Annotated in this window: 23 protein-coding genes and 1 pseudogene; 16 read left to right on the top strand and 8 right to left on the bottom strand. The window is 72.0% G+C overall.

Annotated elements, in window-relative coordinates:
• The 3 genes and pseudogenes from ACW9TB_RS35585 to ACW9TB_RS35575 all read left to right on the top strand — a co-directional run.
• Positions 1-383: pseudogene (locus tag ACW9TB_RS35585) on the top strand (alkaline D-peptidase); the annotation flags it as partial.
• A 438-nt stretch (positions 384-821) separates the two neighbouring features.
• On the top strand, positions 822-1,886 hold the full coding sequence (locus ACW9TB_RS35580) for a right-handed parallel beta-helix repeat-containing protein (protein ID WP_472752511.1): 1,065 nt from the start codon (positions 822-824) through the stop codon (positions 1,884-1,886).
• 410 nt (positions 1,887-2,296) lie between these two features.
• On the top strand, positions 2,297-3,457 hold the full coding sequence (locus tag ACW9TB_RS35575) for a glycosyltransferase 87 family protein (protein ID WP_472752510.1): 1,161 nt from the start codon (positions 2,297-2,299) through the stop codon (positions 3,455-3,457).
• A gap of 78 nt (positions 3,458-3,535) precedes the next feature.
• Here ACW9TB_RS35575 and ACW9TB_RS35570 read toward each other — a convergent pair whose 3' ends face one another.
• Positions 3,536-4,405, bottom strand: coding sequence for a CPBP family glutamic-type intramembrane protease (locus ACW9TB_RS35570; protein WP_472752509.1), 870 nt, complete (start codon positions 4,403-4,405; stop codon positions 3,536-3,538).
• Positions 4,406-4,517: 112 nt separating this feature from the next.
• On the opposite strand from ACW9TB_RS35570, the gene ACW9TB_RS35565 reads away from it, so the two are divergent.
• Positions 4,518-5,759, top strand: a complete 1,242-nt coding sequence (locus ACW9TB_RS35565; protein ID WP_472752508.1) for a sensor histidine kinase — start codon at positions 4,518-4,520, stop codon at positions 5,757-5,759.
• Complete coding sequence (locus tag ACW9TB_RS35560) at positions 5,747-6,391, top strand: response regulator transcription factor (protein WP_472752507.1); 645 nt, start codon at positions 5,747-5,749, stop codon at positions 6,389-6,391. Before ACW9TB_RS35565 ends, ACW9TB_RS35560 begins: the two co-directional genes overlap by 13 nt.
• A gap of 12 nt (positions 6,392-6,403) precedes the next feature.
• On the opposite strand, the gene ACW9TB_RS35555 is transcribed toward ACW9TB_RS35560, so the two are convergent.
• Positions 6,404-7,480 (bottom strand): threonine aldolase family protein, encoded by a 1,077-nt coding sequence (locus tag ACW9TB_RS35555; RefSeq protein ID WP_472752512.1) that lies wholly within the window; start codon positions 7,478-7,480, stop codon positions 6,404-6,406.
• 196 nt (positions 7,481-7,676) lie between these two features.
• On the opposite strand from ACW9TB_RS35555, the gene ACW9TB_RS35550 reads away from it, so the two are divergent.
• Genes ACW9TB_RS35550 through ACW9TB_RS35535 form a run of 4 tightly spaced genes read left to right on the top strand, consistent with a single transcriptional unit; the run spans position 7,677 to position 11,487 of the window.
• Positions 7,677-8,924: an amidase family protein gene (locus ACW9TB_RS35550; RefSeq protein WP_472752506.1), complete on the top strand. Its 1,248-nt coding sequence runs from the start codon at positions 7,677-7,679 to the stop codon at positions 8,922-8,924.
• Between the two features lie 33 nt (positions 8,925-8,957).
• Positions 8,958-9,548: a DUF1989 domain-containing protein gene (locus ACW9TB_RS35545; RefSeq protein ID WP_472752505.1), complete on the top strand. Its 591-nt coding sequence runs from the start codon at positions 8,958-8,960 to the stop codon at positions 9,546-9,548.
• A 2-nt stretch (positions 9,549-9,550) separates the two neighbouring features.
• Positions 9,551-10,657, top strand: a complete 1,107-nt coding sequence (locus ACW9TB_RS35540) for an oxidoreductase (RefSeq protein ID WP_472752504.1) — start codon at positions 9,551-9,553, stop codon at positions 10,655-10,657.
• Entirely contained in the window at positions 10,654-11,487 is an 834-nt protein-coding gene (locus tag ACW9TB_RS35535) for a polysaccharide deacetylase family protein (protein WP_472752503.1), read from the top strand. The genes ACW9TB_RS35540 and ACW9TB_RS35535 overlap by 4 nt, the downstream gene beginning before the upstream one ends.
• 2 nt (positions 11,488-11,489) lie before the next feature.
• Here the strand turns inward: ACW9TB_RS35535 and ACW9TB_RS35530 are convergent, their stop codons facing one another.
• Positions 11,490-13,052 carry a PucR family transcriptional regulator gene (locus tag ACW9TB_RS35530; protein ID WP_472752502.1) on the bottom strand — a complete coding sequence of 521 codons (1,563 nt, stop codon included), beginning with the start codon at positions 13,050-13,052 and terminating at the stop codon, positions 11,490-11,492.
• A gap of 103 nt (positions 13,053-13,155) precedes the next feature.
• Between ACW9TB_RS35530 and ACW9TB_RS35525 the strand changes: the two genes are divergently transcribed.
• The gene (locus ACW9TB_RS35525) at positions 13,156-14,574 is read left to right on the top strand and encodes a purine-cytosine permease family protein (RefSeq protein ID WP_472752501.1); all 1,419 of its coding nucleotides are present in this window, start codon (positions 13,156-13,158) and stop codon (positions 14,572-14,574) included.
• A 61-nt stretch (positions 14,575-14,635) separates the two neighbouring features.
• Here ACW9TB_RS35525 and ACW9TB_RS35520 read toward each other — a convergent pair whose 3' ends face one another.
• Positions 14,636-15,607, bottom strand: a complete 972-nt coding sequence (locus tag ACW9TB_RS35520; RefSeq protein ID WP_472752500.1) for a GlxA family transcriptional regulator — start codon at positions 15,605-15,607, stop codon at positions 14,636-14,638.
• A 72-nt stretch (positions 15,608-15,679) separates the two neighbouring features.
• On the opposite strand from ACW9TB_RS35520, the gene ACW9TB_RS35515 reads away from it, so the two are divergent.
• The gene (locus tag ACW9TB_RS35515; RefSeq protein WP_472752499.1) at positions 15,680-16,894 is read left to right on the top strand and encodes an MFS transporter; all 1,215 of its coding nucleotides are present in this window, start codon (positions 15,680-15,682) and stop codon (positions 16,892-16,894) included.
• A gap of 73 nt (positions 16,895-16,967) precedes the next feature.
• Here ACW9TB_RS35515 and ACW9TB_RS35510 read toward each other — a convergent pair whose 3' ends face one another.
• On the bottom strand, positions 16,968-17,783 hold the full coding sequence (locus ACW9TB_RS35510; RefSeq protein WP_472752498.1) for an isocitrate lyase/PEP mutase family protein: 816 nt from the start codon (positions 17,781-17,783) through the stop codon (positions 16,968-16,970).
• Positions 17,784-17,992: 209 nt separating this feature from the next.
• Between ACW9TB_RS35510 and ACW9TB_RS35505 the strand changes: the two genes are divergently transcribed.
• Together ACW9TB_RS35505 and ACW9TB_RS35500 are read left to right on the top strand one after the other, a co-directional pair.
• Positions 17,993-18,622, top strand: coding sequence for a TetR/AcrR family transcriptional regulator (locus ACW9TB_RS35505; protein ID WP_472752497.1), 630 nt, complete (start codon positions 17,993-17,995; stop codon positions 18,620-18,622).
• A gap of 162 nt (positions 18,623-18,784) precedes the next feature.
• On the top strand, positions 18,785-19,189 hold the full coding sequence (locus tag ACW9TB_RS35500) for a GntR family transcriptional regulator (RefSeq protein ID WP_472752496.1): 405 nt from the start codon (positions 18,785-18,787) through the stop codon (positions 19,187-19,189).
• Positions 19,190-19,286: 97 nt separating this feature from the next.
• On the opposite strand, the gene ACW9TB_RS35495 is transcribed toward ACW9TB_RS35500, so the two are convergent.
• Positions 19,287-19,979 carry a TetR/AcrR family transcriptional regulator gene (locus ACW9TB_RS35495; RefSeq protein ID WP_472752495.1) on the bottom strand — a complete coding sequence of 231 codons (693 nt, stop codon included), beginning with the start codon at positions 19,977-19,979 and terminating at the stop codon, positions 19,287-19,289.
• Positions 19,980-20,032: 53 nt separating this feature from the next.
• Here ACW9TB_RS35495 and ACW9TB_RS35490 point away from each other — a divergent pair, with 53 nt between their 5' ends.
• Together ACW9TB_RS35490 and ACW9TB_RS35485 are read left to right on the top strand one after the other, a co-directional pair.
• Positions 20,033-21,187: an FAD-dependent oxidoreductase gene (locus ACW9TB_RS35490; RefSeq protein ID WP_472752494.1), complete on the top strand. Its 1,155-nt coding sequence runs from the start codon at positions 20,033-20,035 to the stop codon at positions 21,185-21,187.
• Between the two features lie 102 nt (positions 21,188-21,289).
• Positions 21,290-22,525, top strand: a complete 1,236-nt coding sequence (locus ACW9TB_RS35485; protein WP_472752493.1) for an epoxide hydrolase family protein — start codon at positions 21,290-21,292, stop codon at positions 22,523-22,525.
• 40 nt (positions 22,526-22,565) lie between these two features.
• On the opposite strand, the gene ACW9TB_RS35480 is transcribed toward ACW9TB_RS35485, so the two are convergent.
• Together ACW9TB_RS35480 and ACW9TB_RS35475 are read right to left on the bottom strand one after the other, a co-directional pair.
• Positions 22,566-22,694 (bottom strand): hypothetical protein, encoded by a 129-nt coding sequence (locus ACW9TB_RS35480; RefSeq protein ID WP_472752492.1) that lies wholly within the window; start codon positions 22,692-22,694, stop codon positions 22,566-22,568.
• Between the two features lie 41 nt (positions 22,695-22,735).
• A complete protein-coding gene (locus ACW9TB_RS35475; protein WP_472752491.1) occupies positions 22,736-25,984 on the bottom strand; it encodes a BTAD domain-containing putative transcriptional regulator in 3,249 nt (1,082 codons plus the stop codon).
• Positions 25,985-26,086: 102 nt separating this feature from the next.
• On the opposite strand from ACW9TB_RS35475, the gene ACW9TB_RS35470 reads away from it, so the two are divergent.
• On the top strand, positions 26,087-26,725 hold the full coding sequence (locus ACW9TB_RS35470; protein WP_472752490.1) for a hemerythrin domain-containing protein: 639 nt from the start codon (positions 26,087-26,089) through the stop codon (positions 26,723-26,725).
• Positions 26,726-26,757: the final 32 nt, after the last annotated feature.

Below are 26,757 nucleotides of genomic sequence, written 5' to 3'. Positions count from 1 at the left end.
CCACCTGGATCTCCAGCGGCGGCGACATGATCTCAACCACCAAAGACCTGCACACCTTCATCTCCGCACTACTGAGCGGCAAGCTCCTGCCGGACCCGCTCCTGACCGAGATGTGCACCCCGCACCCCACCGGCATCCCGAACATGGACTACGGCCTGGGAGTGTTCGTACTGACCACGGACAGCGGCGACACCGTCATCTCCCACAACGGCGGCATGGCGGGCCACGCGGCACTGATGTACAGCACACCCGACGGCACCACGACCCTGACCGCCGCGCTGAACTACGTCGACGACGCCGCGCTGTCCCTGGGTGAGGCGTTCCAGAAGGCGATGCGAAGGATCGTCGAAGAGGTGTTCGGCGGCGGGCGGAGCCGATCCTGACGCGGCCGGGCCGGCCCGGCAGGCAGGGGCGAGACGGCGTGGTCCCGTACGGGCCACGCCGCCTCGCCCAGCGGATCACGGCCGTCGGAGCGGCCACCGGGGCGGAGAGAGGTCTTCCCGCTTCGAGGGGGAGCGCCGTGCCGGTCACCGGGATTTTCTCGATCTTGTAGCGGCCACCGGTGGAGAGCATCCATGATTGCAACGTTGATCGTCCTGATGTGACCGGCAGGCGGTGTTCGTAGGGGAGCGGGTGGGTTCGGTATGGCGATCGCCGTTCGTACCGGAGCCGTACGATGGCGAGTCGTTCTCGTCGCGGGCAGGCCGGATCGCTGAGGAGTATCCGCGTTCCGGGTAACGCCCACCTTTGGTCATCAGCAGGCGTCACCTCAGGATTTTGTGGAGTAATCGTCTGTCGACCCCCGGAAAGGGAGACGAGTTATGAAGATCAAGTTAGTCACCGGGCTGGCGGGCCCGCTGGCCATGGCCACGGGGCTCTGTCTGGTGGCCGGTGCGGGCCTTGGGAACGGCATCGACGGGAACGCGGGCGACCTCAAGGGCTTGAGGACGATGTCCGCTTCCGCACCGGTCACGACCGTGCCGACCGGTCCCGGCATGGTGCGCTGCCCGCGCCCGACCAAGACCGTCGGCAACGCCGACGAGCTCCAGCGGGCGATCAGGTCGGCCCGGCCGGGCGACGTCATCCAGCTGCGTCCGGGCACCTACCAGGGCGAGTTCGTCGCCCAGAGGTCGGGAACCCGGGGTAAGCCGATCTTTCTGTGCGGCAACGCCCGGTCGGTTCTGAACGGCCGAGGCATCAAGAAGGGCTACGCCTTCCACCTCGACAGGGCGAGTTTCTGGCGGTTGGTGGGCTTCACCGTGCAGAACGCCCAGAAGGGCGTCATGGCGGACAGGACCAACGGCTCGATCATCCAGGGCCTCACCGTGCGTGACATCGGCGACGAGGCCGTCCACCTGCGCAATTTCAGTGTCGGCAACACGGTGCAGTACAGCAAGATCTACAACACCGGCCTGCGCCGCGCGAAGTTCGGCGAGGGCGTCTACCTCGGATCGGCGGAGTCGAACTGGAAGCGATACTCCGGCGGGCAGATGGACAAGAGCGACAACAACCTGGTGCGCGGAAATGTGATCCGGGCCACGGCTGAGGCCGTGGACATCAAGGAAGGCACCAGCGGGGGCCGCATCGTCGGCAACGTCTTCGACGGGTCGTCACTCGGCGGGGACAAGCTCAACGACTCCTGGGTCGACGTCAAGGGCAACAACTATGTGATCGAGGGCAACACCGGAAAGAAGACGCCGCAGGACGGCTTCCAAACCCACGAGATCGTCGACGGGTGGGGCACCGGCAACATCTTCCGTAAGAACACCATCGATCTCGCCGGTGGCGGGGGCGTCGGCATCAACGACACCGCGGGCGGCAACACGATCGCCTGCGACAACAAGGTCATCGGCGGCCAGCTCACCAGGAAGGGCGGCTGTTCCTGACGCTCCGGGGCGGCGCCGGGCCGAGGTGACGCACTGGTTCCGCGAACCTCGCCCGCCCGCGCGGCCCTGACCGGCACCGGGCAGGAGGCGATGCGCGAGGACCCGGGGATCCTCGCGCGGATGCGTGCCTTCGCCCCTCCTCCCTCCTGGAGGACCTCCCGAGGAGCTCCTGAGAACCTCACACGACTGGTGTGCTCGCCCCCTTCTACCGGGGACAGGAAAGGGAGCGCCCGAGCCCTGACCGGCGAACGGCCGGCACGGGCGAGACACGACAAGCTTTGGACAAGCCGACGTGGCTAGCGTGCACCGTAGCTAAGTCGGGAGTCGCCATGTCCTCTTCGGTGTCAGCCGGTCCGCGAATTCGTTTGGGCAAGAGAGACGGCGGCTCTTTCCAAATAGCATGCGGCGTATTGATCGCGTTGAGCGGCGCCCTGGCGGCCTTCGCCTTCAACGCGATCTACGCGAGGGGCTGGATCGATCTGGAGGTGTACCGGGAAGGCGGAGCGGCGGTACTGCGGCGCACCTCCGTCTACGACTTGATCATAGGTGGAAACTGGCTGAAGTTCACCTATTCGCCGTTCGCGGCAATGCTGTTCACACCTCTCGCCCTGGTGGGAATGGAGATCGCCGTCGCCCTCTGGGTGCTGGTCTCCATACTCGCCCTTGAGGCGGTGATATGGATTCTCGTCGGCCGTTCCGCGGTGAGAAATCGCGATCGCCGGGCGACTCGCACGCTGCTGGTCGTTGTCGCGATGCTTCCCCTGTACCCGGTGGCGCTGACGCTGTGGAACGGTCAAATAGGCATCATCCTGCTGCTGGCGATAATTGTGGACCTGACGCACGGCAAGGAAAAGTGGCGCGGCATCGTAACGGGCGTCGCCGCCGGTATCAAACTCACCCCGCTGATATTCATCCCCTACCTTCTCGTCACGCGTCGTTTCCGGGCCGCCCTGATGGCCTGCCTCGGCTTTCTCGGCACGGTGGCCCTCGGGTTCCTGCTGTTGCCGGCCGACTCACGTGACTACTGGGGTGGCGCGTTTTTCGACACGCAACGGGTGGTCGCCGAACAGGGCGCGAACTTTTTCAACCAGTCGCTTCGTGGCGTGCTCATGCTCATGCCCGGCTCCTGGCCCACCGTGCCCTTCTGGCTCGCCCTGTCCGCGATAGTCGGCGCGGGCGGGCTTCTGGTCGCCGCATGGACCGCGAAGAAGGCGGGCGAGCTCGCCGGAATCACCGTCTGCGCCATCGTGGGACTGCTTGTCTCACCCGTTTCCTGGCCGCACCACTGGGTCTGGTGCGTACCGCTCCTGGTGCTGTGGGCACAGCGCGCGCAGCGCGTGGACGCCACGCTTGAGAAGGTGGGCGTGGGGTTCTTGTGGTTCGTCTTCCTGCTGCCTGGATACATCACCCTGGCGACACTTTTCATATATCCATCCCACGTGGGAATGTGGCTGGTGCCGCTGATGGGGAGTTACGTGCTCAGCGGATTGTTGACATTGCTGGCGCTCGCGGTTTGTTTCGGCCGGAGCGACCGGCGGCAAAGAAGGCGCGGGAGCCCATCGGCGGGTTGAACGGACCGGTGCTGTCAGGACGTTGTTCACCGTCCCCGCCGGTGCCCCTGTGCCCGGCGGGGACGATTCCCCGGCGACCTATACCGCGAGTTTCCCGAACTGTCCCGTCACGATGAGCACGGCGAGGACGGCGGCCATCACGATCCAGCCCGGCCAGCCGGAGAGCGACGCGTGGAAGGCGGCGTCGGCGACGCCTGTCGGCTTCCCGAGGACCGCGGGAATCGCGGAGGCGATCAGGTTCGCCGCACCGTGAGCGACGACCGCCGGCCATATGCTCCCGGCGGCGAGGCGCAACCAGCCCAGCAGGGCGCCGAGCAACACCGACGCGATCGTGAAGGCGAGGACGGCCAAGCCGCCCGGCATGCCCGGATAGTGGTAACCCTGCAGTGTGAAAGGGGCGTGGAACACTCCCCAGATCACCCCGCTGAGCAGCAGGCCGCGCCAGAGCCCGAGGGGGAGCAGCTTGGGCAGCAGGTAGCTCCACCCGAACTCCTCACCGAACACCAGGAGCATCCCGAACGGGAAGATCAGCAGCTGGGAGACCAGCATGCTCGCCAGGCTCTCGAGCGGCAGGGGATCGTGGAAGGCGAAGCCACCCGCGACGGAGCTGACGCCGAGCGCGGCGAGCGCCATGAGCGGCGCGAGGAGCAGGCCGACCACGCTGTAGCCGGCCAGCCGCGACAGCGACCGCGACGGCAGGACGCCCGTCTCCCTCAGCAGGTCGCGGGGACGACGCAGTTCTCCCGTCACCATCGCCGTGAGGAGCACTCCCAGCGTCGGCGTATACATCGCGATCATGAGGATGGGCGCGGCGGCGTCACCGTGGACGTCACCGCCGCCGAACCGGACGGCGGCCCCGGCGGCCCAGATGGCGCCGAAGGTGACGGTGAGGAACACCGTTGTCCTGAGCCAGGGCACGGTACGGCGGGGGAGTGTCTGTGTGGTCATGACCACGAACGGTAGGTATTACCGCGACCCGCAGACGATGGGGCAGGAGGCCCGGTTGGCACTACAGCCCGCTGTAGTGCCCCGCCCGCCGCGGTACACCAGACTGGATGTCATGCGTGAGAGGTGGTGGAAGACGTGGCGAAGCAGCCGATATCTCCTGCTCGGCCTGCCGAGCGCGATGGCCACATTACTGGTGCCGCCGCTGCTCGCCGCCGCGGTGTTGTCGACCGGGCTCGGCGGCGTCGGGCTTGTCCTGTTCCCACGGGCGGTGGCCGGTCTGCGGCGGTGGGCCGAGTGGCATCGCCGTCGCGCCGCCGCGCTGCTGGACAGGCAGGTGTCCCCCCGGCACACGGCACCGGCCAAGGGGGTTCGCGAGCGGTGGCGTCAGGTGCTCGACGACGCCGAGACCAGGCGTGACGTCCGCTGGGTGTTCCGGCACATCGTGACCGGCGTACCGGCGGGGCTGGCCGCGCTGGCCTGCGTCGGCACGGTGGTGTTCACCGCGGTCGGGACCCCGCTGTGGTGGCTGTTTCCCGCCGACGCGCCGCTGCGGCTGCTGGGCGTCTTCCCCGTGACCGGCTGGGGCGGCGCGCTGGCCATGGGAGCCGTCCAGATCACGGGCTTCGCGGCCCTGACGTACTGGGCGATGCCCAAGCTCGCGGTCTTCCACGCCGGTGGCTGCCTGGCCGCGCTCGAACCCTCGGCGCGAGACCGGCTCACCGAGCGGGTCGGCGAGCTGACGCAGAGCCGTGCGGGCGTGCTCGACGCCCACAGCGCGGAGCTGCGCCGTATCGAGCGGGACCTGCACGACGGTACGCAGGCCAGGCTGGTCGCCATCGCGATGCGGCTGGGAGTGGCCAGGGAGTCGCTCGCCGATGGCTCCGCCGACGTGACCGACCTGTTGCGGGAGGCCCACGAGGGCACCGAGGAGGCCATGGCGGAACTCCGTGACGTGGTACGTACGATATATCCGCCGATCCTCGCCGACCGAGGACTCCAAGGAGCGCTGACGGCGCTCGTCACGCGGTCGGGTGTGCCCGCCGAGATCGACCTCGGCGACCTCGGTGACCTCCCCGCGGCGGTGGAGGCGGCAGCCTACTTCGTCGTGGCCGAGACGCTCACCAACGCCGCCAAGCACAGCGGCGCCACCCGGCTGCGGGTGCGGATCACCCGCGACCGCGGACGGCTGCTGGTCGAGGTCACCGACAACGGCATCGGCGGCGTCGACGAGGATCGCGGTACCGGCGTCAGCGGCATCCGCCGCCGGGTCGCCGCGCTCGACGGCGCCATGATCGTCGCAAGCCCGCCGGGAGGCCCGACCTCCGTGTCCGTGGAGTTGCCGTGCGAGTCGTGATCGCCGAGGACAACGTCCTGCTCTCCGCGGGTCTGGAGGCCCTCCTGGGCACCAAGGGCATCGAGGTCTCCGCCGTCGTCACCGACCGTCCCGGGCTCGTCGACGCGGTGGACCGGCACCGGCCGGACGTGCTGATCGTCGACGTCAGGCTGCCTCCGTCCTTCCGCGACGAGGGCATCAGAGCCGCCTTGGAGATCCGGCGCGCGCATCTCGGCATGCCGGTGCTCGTCCTGTCGCAGTACGTCGAGAACGTCTACGCGCGAGAGCTCCTCTCCGACGGCCGGGGCGGCGTCGGCTACCTCCTCAAGGACCGGGTGAGCCGGGTCAGCGAGTTCGTCGACGGCCTGCGCCGGGTGGCCGACGGGGGCACCGTCATGGATCCCGAGGTCATCGCCCAGCTCCTGGCGGGCGGCGGTACGAGCGCCGTCGACCGGCTCACGAGGCGGGAGCGCGAGGTGCTCACCCTGATGGCTCAGGGGCTCGGCAACAACGACATCGGCAAGCGGCTGTTCGTCACCGACAACGCCGTTCACAAGCATGTCGGCAACATCTTCACCAAGCTCGGCCTGCCCCCTGCCGACGGGGGCCACCGCCGGGTTCTCGCCGTACTCGCCTTCCTGGAAAGCATGTGAACCACAGGCTGGTCAGTGGCCGGCGCGTTTGAGGAGGTCGTGCAGGAGGGCGACCACCTCGCCGGGGGCGAAGTCCATCGCGTTCTCACCGACGGTCACCTCGAAGCTGCACCGGGAGGGGTCCGGCCCGGATCGTACCCGGCCGTACAACTGGACGCCGTGCTCGGCGAGCATGGCCGCGCCGGCCTGCTCGACGGCCCGGCGCGGGGCCGGCAGGTGGACGTGGAAGATCGGGGTCTGCGGCGGGTCGGGGTGGACGCGGGCGGCGCCGTCGGCGTTGACGGCCGCCGCGATCGCGATGGCGTGCTCGCGGTAGGCGGGCATCCGCCCGGCGATCGTGTCCAAGTCCACCAGGGCCGACAGGGCGAGCGGCCACGCGTCCCGGATGCCGCCGCCGAGCCGCTGCCGCCAGGTCTGGGCGGTGGCCACCGTGGCGGCGTCGGCGGCGAGCACCGCGCCGCGGGTGCCGAGCAGGCTCTTGTAGAGCGAGACGTACACGGTGTCGAACAGCGCGGCGATCGCCTCCAGGGGCCGCCGGTAGTAGGTCTGGGCCTCCCAGATCCGGGCGCCGTCGAGGTGTGTGGCGGCGCCGCCGGCCCGCGCGATCGCGATCTGGTCGCGCAGGTCGTCCCATTCGGGCAGGAGCCCGCCCAGGTCGCGCTGCGGTAGTTCCCACACCACCGCGGCGAGCGGTTCACCGATGGCCGCCAGGTCGTCGGCGGTCATCGGCTCGAACGGGTCGCCGGCCCGGTGGAGCCACAGGCCGTGGACGGCGTTGTAGCCCTGCTCCTCCCACACGTCGAGGTGGGTCTGGGGATGCGCGGCGAAGGCCCGCCGCCCGCTGCGCTCGGCGTGCACCCGCAGCGCCGCCTGCTGGGCCATCGTCCCGCTCGGGAAGAACAGCACGGCCTCCTTGCCCAGGAGTGCGGCCATGCGCCGTTCGAGCACCGCGACCGGGCCGTCGGGGCCGTCCGGCGGGGTGTCGTCGTCGACCAGGGCGAGCATGCGCTCCAGCGTGGCGCGCGGTCTGCGGGCGAGGGGGGCGTGCAGGAACAGGGATCGCGAAACGGGCGGGGTGGGGCCGGTCATGGTCACGCTCCCAGATTATTGCAAACAGCTGGCAACAGCTTTCTCGCCCCAGGCTACGCCGGTCGCCACGGTCGTATCGGCCCCGACGTTCACCCCCCCGGAAGGCGGGTGGTCTGGCGGAACGTGCAGGGTGACCGGTCGTGCCCTGTGTCTTCCTCCATTTCTCCGCGTTCGGCGGTACTGCTTCGCTGAGGCCGTGACCACCACGCCAGACCCGCTGGAGGCCGTCGAACGTGCCCTCCACCTCGCGGAGGACCCCCGCGCCGCCGGAACCTTCATCACGCTGACCCGTGAACGCGCCCTCCGGGAGGCCCGGAGCGGAGGGCTTCCCTACGCCGTCAAAGACCTGTTCGACGTAGAGGGCACCGTCACCACGGCGGGCTCTCGCACCCGGATCGGCGCGCCCCCGGCGGCCGGGGACGCCGAGGTGGTGCGCAGGCTCACCGAGGCCGGTATGGTCTGCGTCGGCAAGACCAACCTCAGCGAGTTCGCGTTCTCCGGCCTGGGCGTCAACCCGCACTTCGGCACCCCCGTCAACCCGGCGAGCGGCCCGGAGCCGCTCATCCCCGGCGGCTCGTCCTCCGGCTCGGCGACGGCCGTCGCGCTCGGCATCGTGCCGGTCGCGATCGGCACCGACACGTCCGGTTCGGTACGGGTCCCGGCGGCGTTCTGCGGCGTGCTGGGCTTCAGGGCCAGCCGGGGACGGTACGGCACGGCCGGCCTGCACCCGCTGTCCGCCACCCTGGACAGCGTCGGCGTCATCGCCAGGACGATGCGGGACCTCATCGCCGTCGACCGGGCCCTGGCCACCTGGCGGCGGCCCCGCCGACCCGGCCGCGTGGTGCTCCCGGCCGGTGAGCTGCTCGACGACTGCGCCCCCGGCGTCCAGGCCCGGTTCGAGGCCGCCGTCTCGCGGTTGTCGCGGCACGGCACCCGCGTCGAGGAGCGACGCCTGCCCGTACTGGCCGAGGCGCAGGCCCTCATGGACGAGCACGGCACGCTCGTCGAGGCCGAGGCCGCCCGGCGATACGGCCACCTGGCGGGGTCGGCTCACCTGGACCCCGGGGTGTCCCGCCGCCTGGCCCGGTTCGCCGCCCGCCCCCGCGACCCGGCCCCCGTCTACGAGGCGATGCCCGGACTGCGCCGCCGCCTGCGCCGGGAGCTCGGCGGCGCGGTGCTCGCGTGCCCGGCCGTCCGCCTGGCCCCACCCCCGCTCGCCCCCCTGCTGGCCGACGACCGGCTCTACGACGAGACCAACCGCCGCGTCCTGCGTACCACCATGCTGCTCAGCTACCTGGGCATGCCCGGAATCACGCTCCCGGTCGGCGGCGCCGGTCTTCTGCTGTCGCTGCCGGAGGGAGAGGACGAGGCCCTGCTGCTCACCGCCGCACAGACATGGAGCTTTCTCCACGAGCAGGCGCCGATCCTGGATGATCACCTATAGAGATCGTGGTCGGCGGATGTTTGGCTGGGTCCCATGCATACGCGAGTCATCGTGCCCGCCGGTGAGGGCAAGGCAGTGCGGGTCGGCGCGGGGGAGTGCGTACGGGTCGTCGACCTCCAGGGAGGGCAGGTCGGCGACGTGTTCGCCTTCGCCGCGGGCGACCCGGCCGAACATCTCAGCGCCTCGCACACCCGGGCCGTCACCAGCAGCCTGTTCCCCGCGATCGGCGAGCCGTTCGTCACCAACCACCGCAGGCCCATCCTCACGCTCACCGGCGACAGTTCGCCCGGCCACCACGACATGCTCATCGCGGCCTGCGACCTGGCCCGCTACGCCGCGCTCGGCGTGCGCGGCCACCACGCCTCCTGCGCGGAGAACCTGGACACGAGCCTGGCCGGCCTGGGTCTTTCCTTCCCGGTCACGCCGCAGCCCGTCAACGTCTTCATGCGCATCCCGGTGGCCGGGGACGGCGGCCTGAGCTGGCTCAGCGCCGTCAGCGAACCCGGCGACGCGATCACGTTCACGGCGGCCATGGACTGCCTGCTGGTGGTCTCGGCCTGCCCGCAGGACCTGGTCGGCATCAACGGACATCAGCCCACCCCTCTAGCGATCGAGGTGTCGTGACCATGACCCATCCCGCTCTTCTCTCCGACCGCGTCGGCACGCTCGACCTGCCCAACCGGCTGGCCGTCGCCCCGATGACCCGGGTCTCGGCCGCCGCCGACGGCACCCCGATGCCCGAGATGACCGGCTACTACCGCGAGTACGCCCGGGGCGGCTTCGCCCTCGTCATCACCGAGGGCACCTACACCGACGCCCGCCACAGCCGGGGCTACGCCAACCAGCCCGGGATCGTCACCGACCGGCACACCGCCGCCTGGCGGGAGGTCACCGAGGCCGTCCGCGCCGAAGGCGCCGCCGTCGTCCTCCAGCTCATGCACGCCGGAGCCCTCTCCCAGTGCAACGAGGTCACCGCGGGACCCTCCGCCGTGCCGCCCCGGGGCCGCAAGATGCCCGAGTACGGCGGCCACGGCCCCTGGCCCACCCCGCTGGCGATGACCCGGGCCGACATCGACGAGGCGGTCGGCGGCTTCGCCGCCTCGGCGGCCCGTGCCAGGGCGGCCGGGTTCGACGGCGTCGAGGTGCACGCCGCCAACGGCTACCTGCTCGACCAGTTCCTCACCGACTACACCAACCACCGCGGCGACCACTACGGAGGCGGCCCGGCCAACCGCGCCCGGCTGACCGCCGAGATCGTCGCCGCCGTCCGCGCGGCGACGGGACCCGGCTTCACGATCGGCGTACGCCTCTCACAGACCAAGGTCAACGACTTCACCCACCGCTGGGCCGGCGGCGCGCGGGAGGCCGAGACCATCTTCACCACCCTGGCCGCCGCCGGGCCGGACTACCTGCACATCGCCAGCGAGGGCCGCGACTGGATCGAGACCGCCATGCTCGACGGCACCGTCACCATCACCGGCCTGGCCCGCAAGGTCACCGGCCTGCCCGTGATCGCCAACGGCGGCATGCACGACCTGGAGCAGGCCGCCGCCGTCCTGGACGGCGGCCACGCCGACCTCGTCGCCATCGGCCGGGGCGCGCTGGCCAACCCCGACCTGCCCCGCCGCCTGGCCGGGGCGCTGCCGCTCGCCGGATTCCACCACGAGATGCTGGAACCGATGGCCACACTGGACAACGCCCGCCGCTGGCGGCACGGCCAAGGAGAACGATGAGCACCAACGCGGTCGTGACGCTGACCTTCGACGTCGACGCGGAAACCCCGATCCTGGCCCGGGGCGCCCACTACGCGCGGCACGCCGGAGTCATGTCCCACCAGGCGTACGGCCCCGACGTCGGGCTGCCCAGGATCCTGGACCTGCTCGACGACCTGGCCGTGCCGGCCACGTTCTTCGTGCCCGGCTGGGTGGCCGAGCACCGGCCGGGCCTGGCCCCCTCGATCGTGGCGCGCGGGCACGAGGTGGCGCACCACTCCTACAGCCACCGGCCGCCCACCTCGATGACCGCCGAGGAGGAACGCGCCGACTTCGAACGCGCCCTGGAGGTCTTCCGGCGCCAGGGCATCGAGATCGCGGGGCACCGGGCCGCGCTCTGGGAGGCGTCCTGGCAGACCACCGCCCTCGTCGCCGAACACGGCCTGCGCTACGACTCCTCCCTGATGGGCGACGACCGCCCGTACGGGCTGGCGACCACCGGCGGGCGGATCGTCGAGCTTCCGGTGCACTGGTCCCTGGACGACTGGGAGCAGTACGCCTTCCTGCCCGCGCCGGACATCGGCTCGGTGATCGAGTCCCCGGTCAAGGTCCTGGAGCTGTGGAAGGCCGAACTCGACGGCATGCGCCACTACGGCGGCCTGTTCAACCTGTGCGCGCACCCGTTCCTGTCCGGGCGGCCGGGCCGGGCCATGGCCCTGCGCCACTTCATCGAGTACGCGCTGAGCTGCCCCGACGTGTCCTTCGCCCGCTGCCGCGACCTGGCCGAAACCGCCGCCGCCGACCCCGGCCTGACCGTACGGGACCCGCAGCCGCCGCCCGCCTACCCCTGAGCTCAGTTCATCGTGTCGGCGGCCAGGGCCAGGAACAGGTCCACCCGGTCCTCGGTGCGCCCGACGTCGCGCCCGGTCAACTCGGTGATCTTCACCAGCCGGTTGCGCAGGGTGTTGACGTGGACGTGCAGGGCCGCCGCCGTGGCGGCCCACTGCCCGTCGTGGTCGAGGAAGGCGCGCAGGGTGAGCTCCAGCTCGCCCCCGCGCCGGTGGTCGTGTTCGCGGACGGGCCCGATGAGCTGCCGGGAGAACTGGCTCAGCGTCTCCTCGTCGAGCAACCCGAGAAGCAGCCGGTGGGTGCCCAGCTCGGCGAAGCCCCGCACCGACGGCCCGCCGCGGGTGCGGCGCAACGCCCGGCAGGCCTCCCGCGCCTGCGACAGCCGGGGCCGCAGCTCGCCCGCGTCGGTCGCCGGGTCGCTCAGCCCCGCGACCGGCCGCGACCGGGGAAACCGCCGCCGGACGCCCGCCATCAGCCGTTCCACCAGCGCGGGAAGCTCTTTGGGCGGATGCCGCCAGGGCAGCACCGCCACGACGTCCTGGGTGCCGCCGGCCACGACCGCCGGGATGCCGGTGGCCGCGAAGAACTCCCCGATGACCTCGGCGAGGCCGTGCACGGTCGCGGCCTCGCCGTCGGCGAAGGCGACCGCGCACACGACCAGCGGGCCGTGCGGGTCCACCCCGAACGCGCGCAGCCGCCCCGGCACCTCGGCGGCCCGGCTCCCGCCGGACAGCACCATCTCCAGCAGCTCGCTGGCGAAGCGCATCTCGATCGCGTGCACCGCCTGCTGCTTGGCCACCTCCAGGCTGAGGAACCTCGCCGTCTGCTCCAGCGCCTCCCGCTCGGCCCCGGTCAGCTCCCTGAGCGGGCGCAGGCAGATGAGGGCCGCGTCGACGTCCCCGACCGCGCCGACCGGGAACAGGGCCGCGCGGCCCGCCGTACCGCCCAGGTCGGCTTCGAGGGCGGGCGGGCGCATGGCCAGCGCCCGCGCCACCGCGTGCAGCTGGCCGGAGTCGAGCGCGGCTCCCGCCGCCGCCAGCGATCGCTCCATCCGGTCGACCACCGCCAGCGGCAGATCATGGTCACGCCGCAGCACGTCGAGCACCCCGGAGGCGCCCGCGCCCCGGGAGATCGCGGTGGCCAGCGCGTCGCCCCGGTGCACCATGCTGACCAGGGCCTGCCTGCGCTCGTCGGTGGACATCGCGGCGACCGCCTGGGAGACCGCGGTGAACGGCACCGCCACGGAGATCTCCAGCAGCGGCAGCCCCGCCTCGGCGCACGCCTCGACCAGTTCCCGGGGCGTGCGCGGCGTCTCCGCCCGCAGGCCGAACACGACCCCCGCCGCGTTGGCCCGCCCGACGTTGGCCACGAACTCGGCCGCGCTCACCCGCTCGGCCCACAACCCGTTGGTCAGCACGAGCTCTTTTTCCCGTACGTATCGTGAGGGGTCGGGCAGTTCGGTGTTGTGTACCCAGGCCACCGGCTCGTCGAGCGCGCCGGGCCGGCCGGGCACGAGCAGCCGGAGTTCGAGCGAAGCCTGACGCAGCAGTACGGCGAGCGTGAACATGCTATGACTCTATACAGCGGAATTCCCGCTTCCTAGAGATATCTCCACTCCCGTGACGTGTTTACGGCGTGCTTTTGTGGGCTGCACCACAAAGGAGGAAGTAATGAGCCCCAGCCACACCGAGGGCGTGCGTTTCGACGACCACGGCATCGAGCCCATCCCCGCCGCCTCTCGCGACTCCACCCCCTGGCAGCAGTTCTGGATCTGGACCGGCGCCAACATCGCGCCGATCAACTGGGTCCTGGGCTCCCTGGGCGTCACCCTCGGCCTCAGCCTCGTGGAGACCATCGTCGTCATCGCCCTGGGCAACCTCGTCGGCTGCGCCGTGTTCGGCCTGTTCAACCTGATGGGCCACCGCACCGGCGTCAACCAGATGGTGCTCGGCCGGGGCGCCTTCGGCCGCCGGGGCGCGATCGTGCCCGGCGTGGTCCAGGGCCTGCTGACCATGGGCTGGGTCGGCGTCAACACCTGGGTCGTGCTCGACCTCGTCATGGCGATCCTGGCCCGCATGGGCGTCGAGGGCGGCACCGGCCTGAAATACCTGGTCGCCGCCCTCATCATGGCCGTCCAACTTCTCCTCGCCCTGTACGGGTTCTACGCCATCCGCACGTTCGAGAAGTGGACGGTGCCGATCACCGTCCTGATCATGGGTGTCATGACGGTCCTGGCGACGCTCCAGGTCGACCCCCAGTGGACCCAGGCCACCGCCACCACCCCCGCCGCCAAGCTGACCGCGATCACCCAGCTCCTCACCGCCATCGGCATCGGCTGGGGCATCACCTGGTTGCCCTACTCGGCCGACTACAGCCGCTTCGTCAGGCCAGGCGCGTCGGCGAGGTCGGTCTTCTGGTCCACCGCGCTCGGCATGTACGTGCCCACGGTCTGGCTGGCCGCGCTCGGCGCCTACCTGGCCAGCGGTGGCGGCGGCACCGACCCGTCCACCCTGGTGACCGGCACCTTCGGCGCGCTCTCGGTGCCCGTCCTCCTGCTGATCATGCACGGGCCCGTCGCGACCAACATCCTCAACCTGTACTCGTGCTCCCTGGCCGCGCTGTCGGTCGGCATCAGGCTGGCCCGCTGGAAGGTGACGCTGATCGCGGGCGTCGTGGCCTCGGCCGTGCTGGTCGTGTTCGTCCAGGCGGGCGACTTCGCCCAGGCCTTCGACCACTGGATGGTCTCGATCCTCGTGTGGATCGCCCCGTGGGCCAGCATCGTGTGCGTGGACTTCTTCGTGATCCGGCGCGGCCGGGTCAGCGTGGAGTCGCTGTACGGGGACGGGGCCTCGCCGTACGGGCCGGTGAACGCCCGCGCGCTGTGGAGCCTGGCGGCCGGTCTGGTCGCCGCGTGGAGCTGGCAGTACGGCATGGTGCCGCTGACCCGGGGCCCGATCGCCCGCGCGCTGAACGACACCGACTTCTCCTGGCTGTCGGGCAGCCTGGTGGCGGGCGGCCTCTACTACCTTCTGGTCCGGCACCGGGCGGCCGTCCACCGGGACCCGGAGCCGTCCCCGGCGACGGTCTGACCCGCGTTCCGGGCACAGGTCCCCCGGGAGACCTGTGCCCGGACGTGACCGCCCGCGACCCTCAGCGGAAGGAGCGGCGGTAGGCGGCCGGGGTGGTGCGCAGGGCGGTGTGGAAGCGGCGGCGGAGGTTGACCGCCGAGGAGAGGCCGACGCGGGTGGCGATGGTCTCGACGGGCAGGTCGGTCTCCTCCAGCAGGGCGCGGGTGGCGGCCAGGCGGCGTTCCAGCAGCCAGCGGGCGGGCGGGACGCCGAGCTGGCCGGCGAACTGGCGGCTGAGGGTGCGGGGGGAGACGCCCAGGTAGGCGGCCATGTCCTCGACGGTGACCTGGTCGGGCAGGCGCGACAGGAGCCATTCGAGCAGGGGGGCCAGGGAGTCCGGCATGGGGCCGGTGGTGGGCAGGGGAGGGTACTGGCGCTGGCAGCCCTCGCGGTGCGGACCGGCGGCGAGCTGGCGGCCGATGCGCATCGCGTGGGCCGCGCCGTGCTCCTGGAGGACCTGGTGAAGGCAGAGGTCGAGGGTGGCGGCCGAGGCCCCGGCGGTGGCGACGTCGCCGTGGTCGACGTAGATGACGGTGTCGTCGGGGATGACGCGGGGGTGGCGGGCGGCGAGTTCGCCGGAGAGTTCCCAGTGGACGGAGGCGCGGCGGCCGTCCAGGAGGCCCAGGGCGGCGGGGATGAAGATTCCGGCGCAGACGGCGACGATGCGCGCGCCCCGGGCGTGGGCTTGGGCCACCGCGTGGAGTACGGCGGGGGAGGGGGTGAGGGTCCAGCTCGCGAGGAGCACGGTGTCGGCGTCGTCGAGGGCTTCGAGGCCGCGGTCCACCTGGATGGGGACGCCGAGGGTGGTGGGCAGGGAGCCGGGGTGCTCGGCGCACTGGCCGAAACTGTAGTGCCGGGGGATGTCGGGGCCGTGGTGGCCGAAGACGGCCGAGGCGGAGGTGACCGGGTAGAGCTCCTGGTCCGGGGCGACCAGGGCGACCACGCGGTGCGGGCCGGGAGGCGCCGTGGGCGTTTTCTGGGAGTCCAGGGGCATGGCGTAAATGTACCTAATGATGTCATTTAGGACACCGGCGCCCTGATCTGGAAAAATCCAGAATTGGGGCTCATGTGGACGAGGAGCTTCACCCTTTACTTCGGGGCCCGCACGATCTCGCTGCTCGGTGACGCGATGATGCCCGTCGCCTCGGCGCTGGCGATCGGGAAAGTGTACGGGATCGCGGGCGTCGGCTACGTGCTCGCGCTCTGGACCGCGTCGGCCGTGCTGGTCATGCTGTTCGGCGGGGTTGTCGCCGACCGGATCGGCGCCCGGCGCCTGATGATCGGCGCGGACGTGGTCAGGGTCGTCACCCAGGGGGTCGTGGCCGTCGCCTTCCTGGACGGTGATCCGCCGTACGCCCTGTTGCTGGTGACGGCGTTCTTCTCCGGCATGGCCGCCGGGATGTTCGAACCGGGCGTCAACGGCATGGTCGCCCTGGTCGCCAGGGATCCGCAGCGGGCCAACGCGACACTGAAGATCGCCGAAGCGGTCACCCATCTGATGGGCCCCGCGCTGGCCGGAGTCCTCGTCGTCACCGCCGGGCCGGTCGTCGTCTACACGGTGGACGCCGCGACGTTCCTGGTCAGCGGGGTGTGCCTGCTGCTGGTCCGGGTCACCGTGCCCAGGCCGGAGCCCTCCGACGTGCTGAGCGACCTGCGCAGGGGCTGGGAGGAGTTCAGGGCCAGGAGCTGGATGTGGTCGGTCATCCTGGTCTGGGTGTTCTGGGGCGTCCTGGTGGTCGGGCCGTACGTGCCGCTGTCGTCGCAGGTCATCGGGGCCGACTACGGCTGGGTGATGGCGGCGCTCGGCCTCGGCACCGTACTGGGCGGGCTGGTGGCGATCAGGCTCAGGCCGCACAGGCCGCTGGTGGCCGGGGCGGTGGCGCTGAGCGGGTACGTGCCGGTGCCGCTGACGGTCGCGCTCGGGCTGCCGCTGCCGCTGCTGATGGCCGGGCACCTGCTCGGGGGGTGCGCGCTGGCGTTCTGGTCGGTGATGTGGTCCACCAGCGTGCAGACGCAGGTCGCGCCCGACGTGGTGAACCGGGTCAACGCCTACCAGGTGGCCGGGTCGGTCGCGGGCATGGCGGTCGGGCAGGCGCTGGCCGGTCCGGTCACCACGCTGGTCGAACCGCGCGTCCTCATGCTGGGATCGGCCCTGGTCACGGTCGGCGTGGTGGCGGCACTGCTGTCGATCAAGCCGGTCAGGCGGCTGGGCCGGGCCCCCCAGCTTCAGCCGGACACCCCATCCGGCGTACGGGCTCCGGCGGAGGTGTGTCTTCCCTGAGGCGGACGTCCAGCCGCCTCGCGGCCCGGCGCGGCCGAGGCGGCTGAGCTGTACGCGGTGCCGCCGGGCCGGGCTACGGCGTCTGGAGCAACTCGAAGCCCATCGTGGCGGGGAAGGCGGCGAGGTCGCCTCCGGCGAGCTTGCCCGCGGCCGTACGCAGGGCGCTCAGGCTGTGCAGGTAGGGGTCGGCACCCAGGCTGATGCGGCGGGCACCGGCCCGCCGGATGTCGTCGATGGTGAAGTCGCCGGACGACCACCCCATGAGCACGTTGACGGGCTTGGGCGCGACCGCCTTGACGACGGTGGCGATGGCGTCCAGGTCGGGCAGGTAGGGGGCGAAGAGCACATCGGCACCGGCCTCGGCGAAGGCGGTCAGGCGGCGAACGGTGTCGTCGAGGTCGGGCCTGCCCTGGATGAAGTTGTCGGTGCGGCCGGTCAGCACGATCCGCCCCCGGGCCGCCGTGGCGGCGTGGCGGACGCGCTCCACGGCCTCGTCGAAGTCGCGGATGGGGTGGCCGGGGTCGGCGGAGGTGTCCTCGACGCCGATGCCGGACAGGCCCGCGGCGATGGCGGCCTCGACGGTGGCGGCGACGTCGGCGGGGGTGTCGCCGTAGCCGTCCTCGAAGTCGCCGTTGACGGGGAGCCCGCTTGTCCGGCCGAGCAACCGCGCGTGTGCGAGGTGCTCGTCGCGGCTGACCGCGTGACGGCCGTCGAGGCGGCCGAGGGTGGCGGCGAAGGCGGCCGAGGAGGTGGCGACGGCCTTGAAGCCCGCGTCGGCGAACACCGCGGCCGACAACCCGTCGAAGGCGTTGGGCATGACGAAGGCGTCGTTCTGCTCGTGCAGGGCGGCGAAGGCCTCATAGCGCTCGCGCGAGGTGTTCCCAGACATGGCTCTGTCCTTTCGGGACGGATGGTGTCGCACTGATCGTCCGACGATCCGCCTGTCGGTCTCGCTCAGTGTTCACGCAGGGTTTACGCGGGGTTTACGCAGGTCAGGAGGGTGGGCTTCTCATTTTCTGGGCTGATCAGCCCACTGAGGAACAGTAAACCGGACACGGATTGGGCTGTCAAACCCAATCCTGGAGTACGCTCTGTGCCATGGGCGTTAAAAGGGCCGATGCGAAGTTCACGGCCAAGGGGCTCGCGGCCAGGGCGCGCATCATCGAGCACGCGGCGGAGCTGATCTACGCCCACGGCGTGCACGGCACGAGCAACGAGCTGCTGCGCAAGGCGTCGGGCGTCAGCGGGTCACAGCTCACCCACTACTTCCCCGACAAGGAAAGTCTCGTGCTCGCGGTGATCGAGTGGCAGGCGGAGAGAATCCTCACCCTGCACACCGGGTCGAGCTTCGCGGGGTTCGACACCATCGACGCCCTGCGCGCGTGGGCCGCCTTCTACGTCTCCCATGAGCGCACCTGCCAGGAGGGCTGCACGCTGGGGTCCCTCGCGGCCGAGACCGTCAAGGCCGACCTCGACGTCCGCGACCGGCTCGCCACCGACTTCGACCGCTGGAAGGACGTGCTGCGCGCCGGACTCGGCCGCATGCGCGACCACGGCAGGCTCCGCCCCGACGCCGACCCCGCGCGGCTGGCGAACCTGCTGCTGGCCGCCATGCAGGGGGGCATGCTGCTCGCCCAGATCGCCCGCGACGTCACCCCGCTGCGCGACGCCCTGACCGCCGCCATCGATCATGTGCAGTCCTTCGAGGTGGCGCGGGCGCCGGTCTGATGAGCGGCTACGGGTGACTCTGCCGTGGGTCGGCCTGGTCCTCGTCTTCCTCTGCGCACCCGCGAGCTGGCCGCACATCGGGCATCCACGCCTTTGGCTCATCCGGCGCGGCGCACCGCGAAGGGCGAACACTCCGGCGGAGGCACAGAACCGGACGGCGACATGATCCTCCATCTCGATCCCGCCTCACCGGTCCCCGCGTACGAGCAGCTACGCACGCAGATCGCCACCATGGCCGCGACCGGCGTGCTCTGGCCGCGCACCCGGCTGCCCAGCATCCGCCAGCTCGCTCGCGACCTCGGCCTGGCCACCGCGACGGTCGCACGTGCCTTTCGCGAGCTCGAACGGGACGGGGTCATCGAGACCCGCGGCAGGCACGGCACCTTCGTCCGCGAGGCGCCGGATCCGGCCGCGGCCGTGGACGCCGAGCAGCGCCTGACCGAGGCCGCCCAGACCTTCGCGATCCAGGCGCGGCAACTTGGCGTCGACGCCACGCACGCGCTGCGGCAGGCCGAACTGGCCCTGGAGGCGGTGGGCATGGCCACCACCCCGGCCGAAGGTCAATAGCTCACCCCTCGACGCGGACGGCGTAAGGGCGGCGCGCCAGAGCTGCTTTTGGACTGGGGTCACGTCGGGAGAAGACCCCTGCCGCGATCGGCACCTGTCACCGCGGCGGCCGGGCGAACTTGGCGGCCACGGCGTCGAGGACCCACTCCAGGCCGGTCGCGAAGGACTCCTCGGCGTCCACCTCCGTGCCGTCGTACACGACCCTGGCCAGCGCCGGGAAGCGGCCGGTGTCCAGCATTCTCCTCATGTACGGGCCGTGGGCGCGCTGCCAGTCGTACTTGGACAGGCCCGTGGCGCGCTCGGCCCGCAGGTTCGCGACCTCGCGCCTGATCGCACCGGTGAAGTAGGCGCTGACGGTCTCCACGGCGCGCAGGACGGTGTCGAGGTCGGCGAGGCCGTCGAGGGCGGACAGCGTGGCCTCGGTCACGGCGAGGGCGTTCGGGCCCAGGGCCGGACGGCCGCCGAGCAGGTCGGCCAGCCATTCGTGGCGGAGGGTGGCCCGCCTGGTGCGGTGGGCGTGGACGCGCAACGCCTCCCGCCAGTCGCCGGGCCGCTCCTCGGGGAGGATCTCGGCGTGGACCTCGTCCACCATGAGGTCGAACAGCTCCTCCTTGGTGGAGATGTATCCGTACAGCCGCATCGGGCCGACGTCCAGCCGGGCGGCGACCTTGCGTAACGACACCGCCTCCAGCCCGCCCTCGTCGGCCAGCGCGACGGCGGCGGCGACGATTCGCTCCCGGTCGAGCGGCTCGGGGCGGGTCGGCGGCTCGGGGCGGTCCCACACAGTCATGGATACATCGTACTGTTGCGATACGCCGTCTTGTCCAAATACAGTGTATCGGCATGAGACATCGTATCGCCGTGGTGGGGGGCGGTCCCGCCGGGCTCACCTTCGCCCGCGTCCTGCACCGGCACGGCCACCCTGTCACCGTCCTCGAACGCGATCCCGCCCCCGACGCCCGCCCCCCGGGCGGCACGCTGGACCTGCACGAGGGGCTGGGCCAGCTCGCGCTGGACAAGGCGGGGCTGCTGGCGGAGTTCCGGGCGCTGTCCCGTCCCGAGGGGCAGGCCATGCGCATCCTGGACACCGACGGGGCCGTGCTCCGCGACTGGCCTCCCCGTCCGGGCGACCGGGCCAATCCCGAGATCGACCGAGGGCAGCTCCGCGACCTGCTGCTCGGCTCCCTCGACGTCCAGTGGGGGAGGGGCGTGACGGAGGTGGTGCCCGGGACCGGGGACGGCACGCTGGTCCGTTTCGCGGACGGGCGGCAGGAGACGTTCGACCTCGTGGTCGGCGCGGACGGCGCCTGGTCCCGGGTCCGCCCGGCGCTCTCGTCCGCGACGCCGTACTACACCGGCGTCACCCTGGTCGAGACCTCCCTGGACGACGTCGACATCCGCCACCCCGGCCTCGCCCGGCTGGTCGGCGACGGTTCCGTGGCCGCGTACGGCGTGAACCGCGGCCTCGTCGCCCAGCGCAACAGCGGCGGCCACGTCAAGGTGTACGCCCAGTTCCGCGCGCCGCTGGACTGGCACACGGACCCGTACCGGCACCTGGGCCTGGACATCGGCACGGAGACGGGCCTGGACCTGGCCGACGCCGAGGCGGTGCGATCAAGCCTGCTGGCCCTGTTCGACGGCTGGGCCGCTCCCGTCCTCGACCTCCTCCGCCACGGCACCGCTTTCGTCAACCGCCCCCTCCACGTCCTGCCGGTGTCCCACACCTGGGCCCACGTCCCCGGGGTGACGCTCCTGGGCGACGCCGCCCACCTGATGCCCCCGCTGGGGGTGGGCGCGAACCTCGCGATGCTGGAGGGCGCCGAACTCGCCGAGTCCGTCGTCACCGCCGACCTGGACGGGGCCGTCCGCGCCTTCGAGGAACGGATGTGGGCACGGGCCGCCGGGTGGGCGAAGATCACGACGGCCGGTCTGGAACGCCTCGTGAGCCCGGACCCCGCCGAGGCCCTCGCCCTCTTCGACGAGCTTCAGCCATCATGACCGCCAGACGCGAGAGCACCGGCGGCTCGCCACGGCCCCACGGGAGAGCACGGCCCCACGGGAGAGCACGGCACCGCCCCCTACCCGGTAAGGAACCACACCATGACCACCCCGCACGCCCTCCCCCTGGAACCCACCCCCCTCCACGTGCCCGACGAGGTCCTCGACGACCTGCGCGCCCGTCTCGCGCTGACCCGCCCGCCGCTGGACGAGGGGAACGAGGACTGGTCCTACGGCGTCCCGGACGGCTACCTGCGTGAGCTGGTCGCCTACTGGCGGGACGGCTACGACTGGCGCGCGGCCGAGGCCGCCATCAACGTCCACGAGCACTACCGGGTGAGCGTCGCCGGGGTCCCGGTGCACTTCATGCGCGAACCCGGCCGAGGCCCCCGCCCGATCCCGTTGATCCTCACCCACGGCTGGCCGTGGACGTTCTGGCACTGGTCGAAGGTGGTCGGCCCGCTCGCCGACCCGGCCGCGTACGGCGGCGACCCCGCCGACGCGTTCGACGTCATCGTGCCGTCCCTGCCCGGCTTCGGTTTCCCCGGCCCGCTCACCGGCTTCCCTGACGTCAACTTCTGGAAGGTCTCCGACCTCTGGCACACCCTGATGACCGAGACCCTGGGATACGAGAAGTACGCCGCCGGGGGCTGCGACATCGGCGGGATCGTCTCCAGCCAGCTCGGCCACAAGTACGCCGACGAGCTGTACGGCATCCACATCGGCTCCGGGCTGCCGCTCGACTTCTTCACCGGCCCCCGCGCCTGGGACCTCGCCAGGAACCGGCCCCTCACCGACGACCAGCCCGCCGACGTCCGCGCCCGCGTCATCGAGCTGGACCACCGCTCGGCGTCCCACCTCGCCGTGCACATGCTCGACGGCGCCACCCTGGCCCACGGGCTGAGCGACTCACCCGCCGGGCTGCTCGCCTGGCTGCTGGAGCGATGGAACGCCTGGAGCGACAACGGCGGCGACGTCGAGTCCGTCTTCACCAGGGACGACCTGCTCACCCACGCCACGATCTACTGGGCGAACAACTCCATCGCCACGTCGATGCGTTACTACGCCAACGCCAACCGCTACCCCTGGACCCCCGCCCACGACCGCACCCCGGTGGTGCAGGCCCCGGTCGGCCTCACCTTCGTCACGTACGAGAACCCGCCCGGCGTCCACACCGCCGACGAGCGCGTCCGGGCGTTCAAGAACGGCCCGCAGGCCGGTTGGTTCAACCACGTCAACGTCAACGCCCACGACCACGGCGGCCACTTCATCCCCTGGGAGAACCCGGACGCCTGGGTGAGCGACCTGCGCCGAACCTTCCACGGCCGCAGGCCCTGAACGACCCGCGGGCCCGTCCGGCGGCGGGCCGGGCGACCCCTCACCGTCGCGGCTGGTCGCCGGGGCGAGACTCCCTCCACTGCTCCGCCGGGGACACCCCCGGCAGCGGCTTGCCGACGAGGGCCAGCGGAAGGAAGAAGCAGACCTGGCCGATCGCCACGATCGACATCCTGTCCGACCCCGACCGGCTGGCCCGGCGGCCCGCCGGGGCTAGGCGGTCGTTCGCGACCGGGCCTCGGCGGCCCAGTGGGGCGCGTTCCACCGGTCGGCGATGACGGCGGCCCGGGCGAAGTGGGCGGCGGCCTCGTGGTCGCGGCCGAGGAGGACGGCCAGCTCCCCGAGGGTGTGGGCGACCGGGCGCAGCGCCACCGTCAGGCTCGTGGCACCCGCGGGAGGGCCGTCACGGTGGGGAAGCAGCGCCGCGTAGATCTCCTCGGCCTCGGCGCGGTCGTCCAGGGCGACGGCGGCCATCGCGCGGCAGGTCGTGAGGAAGGTGAAGAAGTAGTCGGGCCGGATCGGATCCGACGTGCGTACCCGCCGGGCCTCGGCGACCAGGCCGTTGGCGTGCAGGGCGAGGGCGAGCAGGTCGGAGGCGATCGGGCCGAACGCCTGGTGGAGGGCGCGCACCTCGTCGAGGTGTTCGCCGAGCGTGCCGTCGTTCACCCGGATCGCGGCCAGCGCGAGGCCGAGGGAGCCGGAGGCGTGCGGGGATCCGGCGCGCCGCATGCCGTCGGCGGCCTCGGTGTAGAGCCGTTCGGCGTCGGCGAACCTGCCTTCGACGAGGGCCAGGGTCGCCAGCGTCACCTCGGCGACGCCGATCGCCTCGGGCATCCGGTAGGCGCGTGCGAGGTCGAGGGCCTCGGCGGTCACCCGGCGCATGGTGGCCGGGTCGTTGGACCCGGCGGCGACGGCGGCGTGGTTGAGCAGCCCGGTGACGCGGTAGACGGGCAGGTCGTGCTCGGCGCCGATCGCCACCAGCTCGCGGCAGAGCTCCTCGCGTCCGGGCAGCCCGCCGTGGCCGCGGGTCAGGAGCTGGAGCGCCGCCGCGCGCAGGCGGGGACCGGTGGCGAGGCCGAGCGCCTCGCGGGCCGCCGCCGGGACGGTGGGGTCGTCCTCGCCGACCAGCTCGTCGGCGTAGGCGATGAGGAGGCGTCCTCGTACCTCCGGAGCCAGGTCGGCGCGCTTGAGCAGGCGGCTCAGCCGGTCGACGACGGGCCGGTCCACCGTGCCGTACGAGCGCGACTGCCACGGTGTCGGCTCGGTCCACGCGGTGAACGCGGCGATCATCAGGTCGTCGCGTCCCAGGGACTCGGCGTACTCGACGGCCTGCCGCCGGGTCTCCCGGGCGGCGGCCACGGCACCGGCCCGGATCTGCGCCCTGAGCAGCCTGCCGTGCAGGTCGACGCGCTCCTCCGGGCCGGTCGAGTTCGCGACCGCGTCGGCGAGGAGGTCGGCCGCGACGTCGTGGGCGTAGCGCGCCTCGGCCAGTTCCGCGGCCCGGACGCAGTAGCCGACGGCCCTGGGGGACCCGGCCCGCGCGTAGTGGTAGGCGAGCGCCGTGACGTCACCGGTGCCTTCCAGCGCGGCGGCGACGCGGGCGTGCATGCGGGTCGCCCGCAGGCGGCTGACGTCGGCGACGAGCGTGTCGCGGACGAGGGCGTGGACGAACCGCACCCGTCCGGGTCCCGGCTCGCTCAGCAGCCCGGCGATCACGCCCGCGTCCAGCGCGTCCAATACGCCGTCCTCGTCGGTTTCGGCGGCGTTCACCAGCACGTCCACCGAGCTCTCCCGGCCCGCGACCGCGGCCAGCCGCAGCACGGCCACGCCTCCCTCTGGCAGCCGCGCGAGGCGGCGCCGCAGCACGTCCCGTACGCCCTCCGGGACCTCGGAGAGGGCGACCAGCGCGCCCTCCCCGTTCAGCAGCCGCGCGCTCTCCCGCACATAGAACGGGTTGCCGCCGGTGCGCTCGGCGATTCCGGCGACGGTCTCGTCGTCGGCCTCGCACTCGTCGCGTACGAGCCGCGCGACGGCCGCGTCGTCCAGGCCGCGCAGGGCGAGCCGGAGAGGCGTGGCACGCGCGAGAAAGGCCAGCGTTTCCGTGAGGTGACCGCCCTCGTCCGCACGGTAGGCCGCGACGACCAGGATGGGGGCCCGCGTGCCGAGGCCGCCGCCGAGCAGCTCCAGCGTGGCGGCGTCCGCCCAGTGCAGGTCGTCCAGTACGACGGCGACCGGGCGCTCCGCGGCGACCGTCGCGAGCCATTTCCACACGGCCTGGCGCAGGCGGAACCGTCCCGCGGTGGCGTCGGCGTGCACCGGCCCGGTGTCGGTGAGCAACGGCGCGAGGTCGTCCGCGAACCCGCCCGGGGACGCGGTCGCGGCGACGGCCCTCAGCGCCTCGGTCCAGGCCCACGCGGGCGGCGCGCTGTCGACCTCGGGGCAGTGACCGGCGGCGACCAGCCATCCGTCACGTTCGAGCCGCCTGCCGAGGTGTTCCAGGAGCGTCGACTTGCCGAGCCCGGCCTCGCCGGTGACAAGGGCGACGCGGGTCCCGTCGGCGGTGGCCTCGGCGGCGGCCGTGACCAGTGCCGACAGCTCCGCCTCGCGTCCGACGAACGAAGCCGTCTCCCGGAGAGGGGCCGTCCGCGGCGGTGGGTCGGTCTGTGGTGGCGGGGCGGTCTGCGGAGGCGGGGGTACGGCCGCGCGCAGGACGTCCGTACGCCGGGTGAGGATCGCCTCCTCCAACGCCGTCAGCTCCGGGCCGGGGTCGAGCCCGAGCTCCTCGGCGAAGACGCCGCGGGCGCGGCGGAGCGTCGCCAGCGCGTCGGCCTGGCGGCCACTGCTCCACAGCGCCAGGGCGTGCAGCCGCCAGCCCTCCTCGCGGAGGGGCTCGTCGCGGGTGAGCCGCCCGGCCTCGGGAACCACCGAGGCGGGGTCGCCGGATCGCAGGCCCGCCGCGACGTGCAGCTCGGTGGCGACCAGGCGCAGCTCGTTCAGCCGGGCCGTCTCGGTGGCGGCCCACGGTTCGTCGGCGACCTCGGCGAACGCCGGTCCCCGCCACAGCCCCAGCGCCTCGGCGAGCCGTGCCCGTGCGGCGCGCGGGTCGGTGGCCGTACGGGCCTGGCCGAGCAGGTCCTCGAACCGCCACGCGTCCACCGACTCCGGCGGCAGCCGCAGCGCGTAGCCGGGCGACGCGCTCACCAGCAGCCGGGCCGGCGTGCGCGGCGGGCGCCCCGGCTCCAGCAGCCGCCGCAGGTTGGACACGTACACCTGCAGGGACATCAGCGCCCGCGCGGGCGGCTCCCCGCGCCACAGGTCCTCGATCATCCGGTCGACCGGCACGACCTGCCCGCGCGCCGCCACCAGCAACGCCAGCACGCCTCGCTGTCGCGGCCCGCCGAGGTGGACGGCCTCACCGTTCACCTCGATCGCGAACGAGCCCAGCACCCGAATGAAACCCATGATCCGCACATCGTACGTGGCCCGCTCCAAACCACTTCCAAACCCCCTCCAAATACCCGGGAGCAGCCTGAACACGTCACAACCGATGAAGGGCGGGAACAGATGAGCGTCAACACCCAGGAGATGGAGATCGTCCACCGCGTCTTCCGGCGTGAGTCACGGCTGCTGGTGGAGCTCGTCGCGGCCGTCACCCCGGGCGACACCGCCCGCGCCAAAGTGATCTCCGGTCACTTCCGCGACTACCGGCTGGGCCTGCACAACCACCACGAGGGCGAGGACGAGCTGCTGTGGCCGCCGCTTCTCTCCCGGGTGGACCTGAAGGCCGACATCGTCCTGCGCATGGAGGCCCAGCACGAACGCGTCGCGGCCACCCTGGCCAGGCTGGACGCCGTGGTCCCCGCCTGGGAGGCCACCGCGGGCGCCGACGAACGCGACATCCTCGTGGCCGCCCTCGTCGAGCACCGCGCGGTCCTGCTGGAACACCTCGACGACGAGGAGGCCACCCTGCTCCCGCTCGCGGCCGAGCACCTCACCGAGCGGGAGTGGGCCTCCCTGGGCGACCACCTGGTGCACAACACCCCCAAGCTCACCCTGCTCACGCTCTTCGGCGCCGTCCTGGAAGACGCGAACCCGGCCGAGCGCGCCGTCGTCCTCAGGGGCCTCCCCGCCCCGGTCCGCGTCATCTGGCACGTCATCGGCCGCCCCCGCTACGCCCGCCGCATCCGCCGCGTCCGCGGCTGAACCCCGCCCCGCCCCGCTCTGAACGTCACAAG

Source organism: Streptosporangium sp. H13245, from assembly GCF_055690525.1.
Note: the sequence above shows the minus strand (reverse complement) of the source record. Positions and strands in the feature narration are given on the sequence as shown.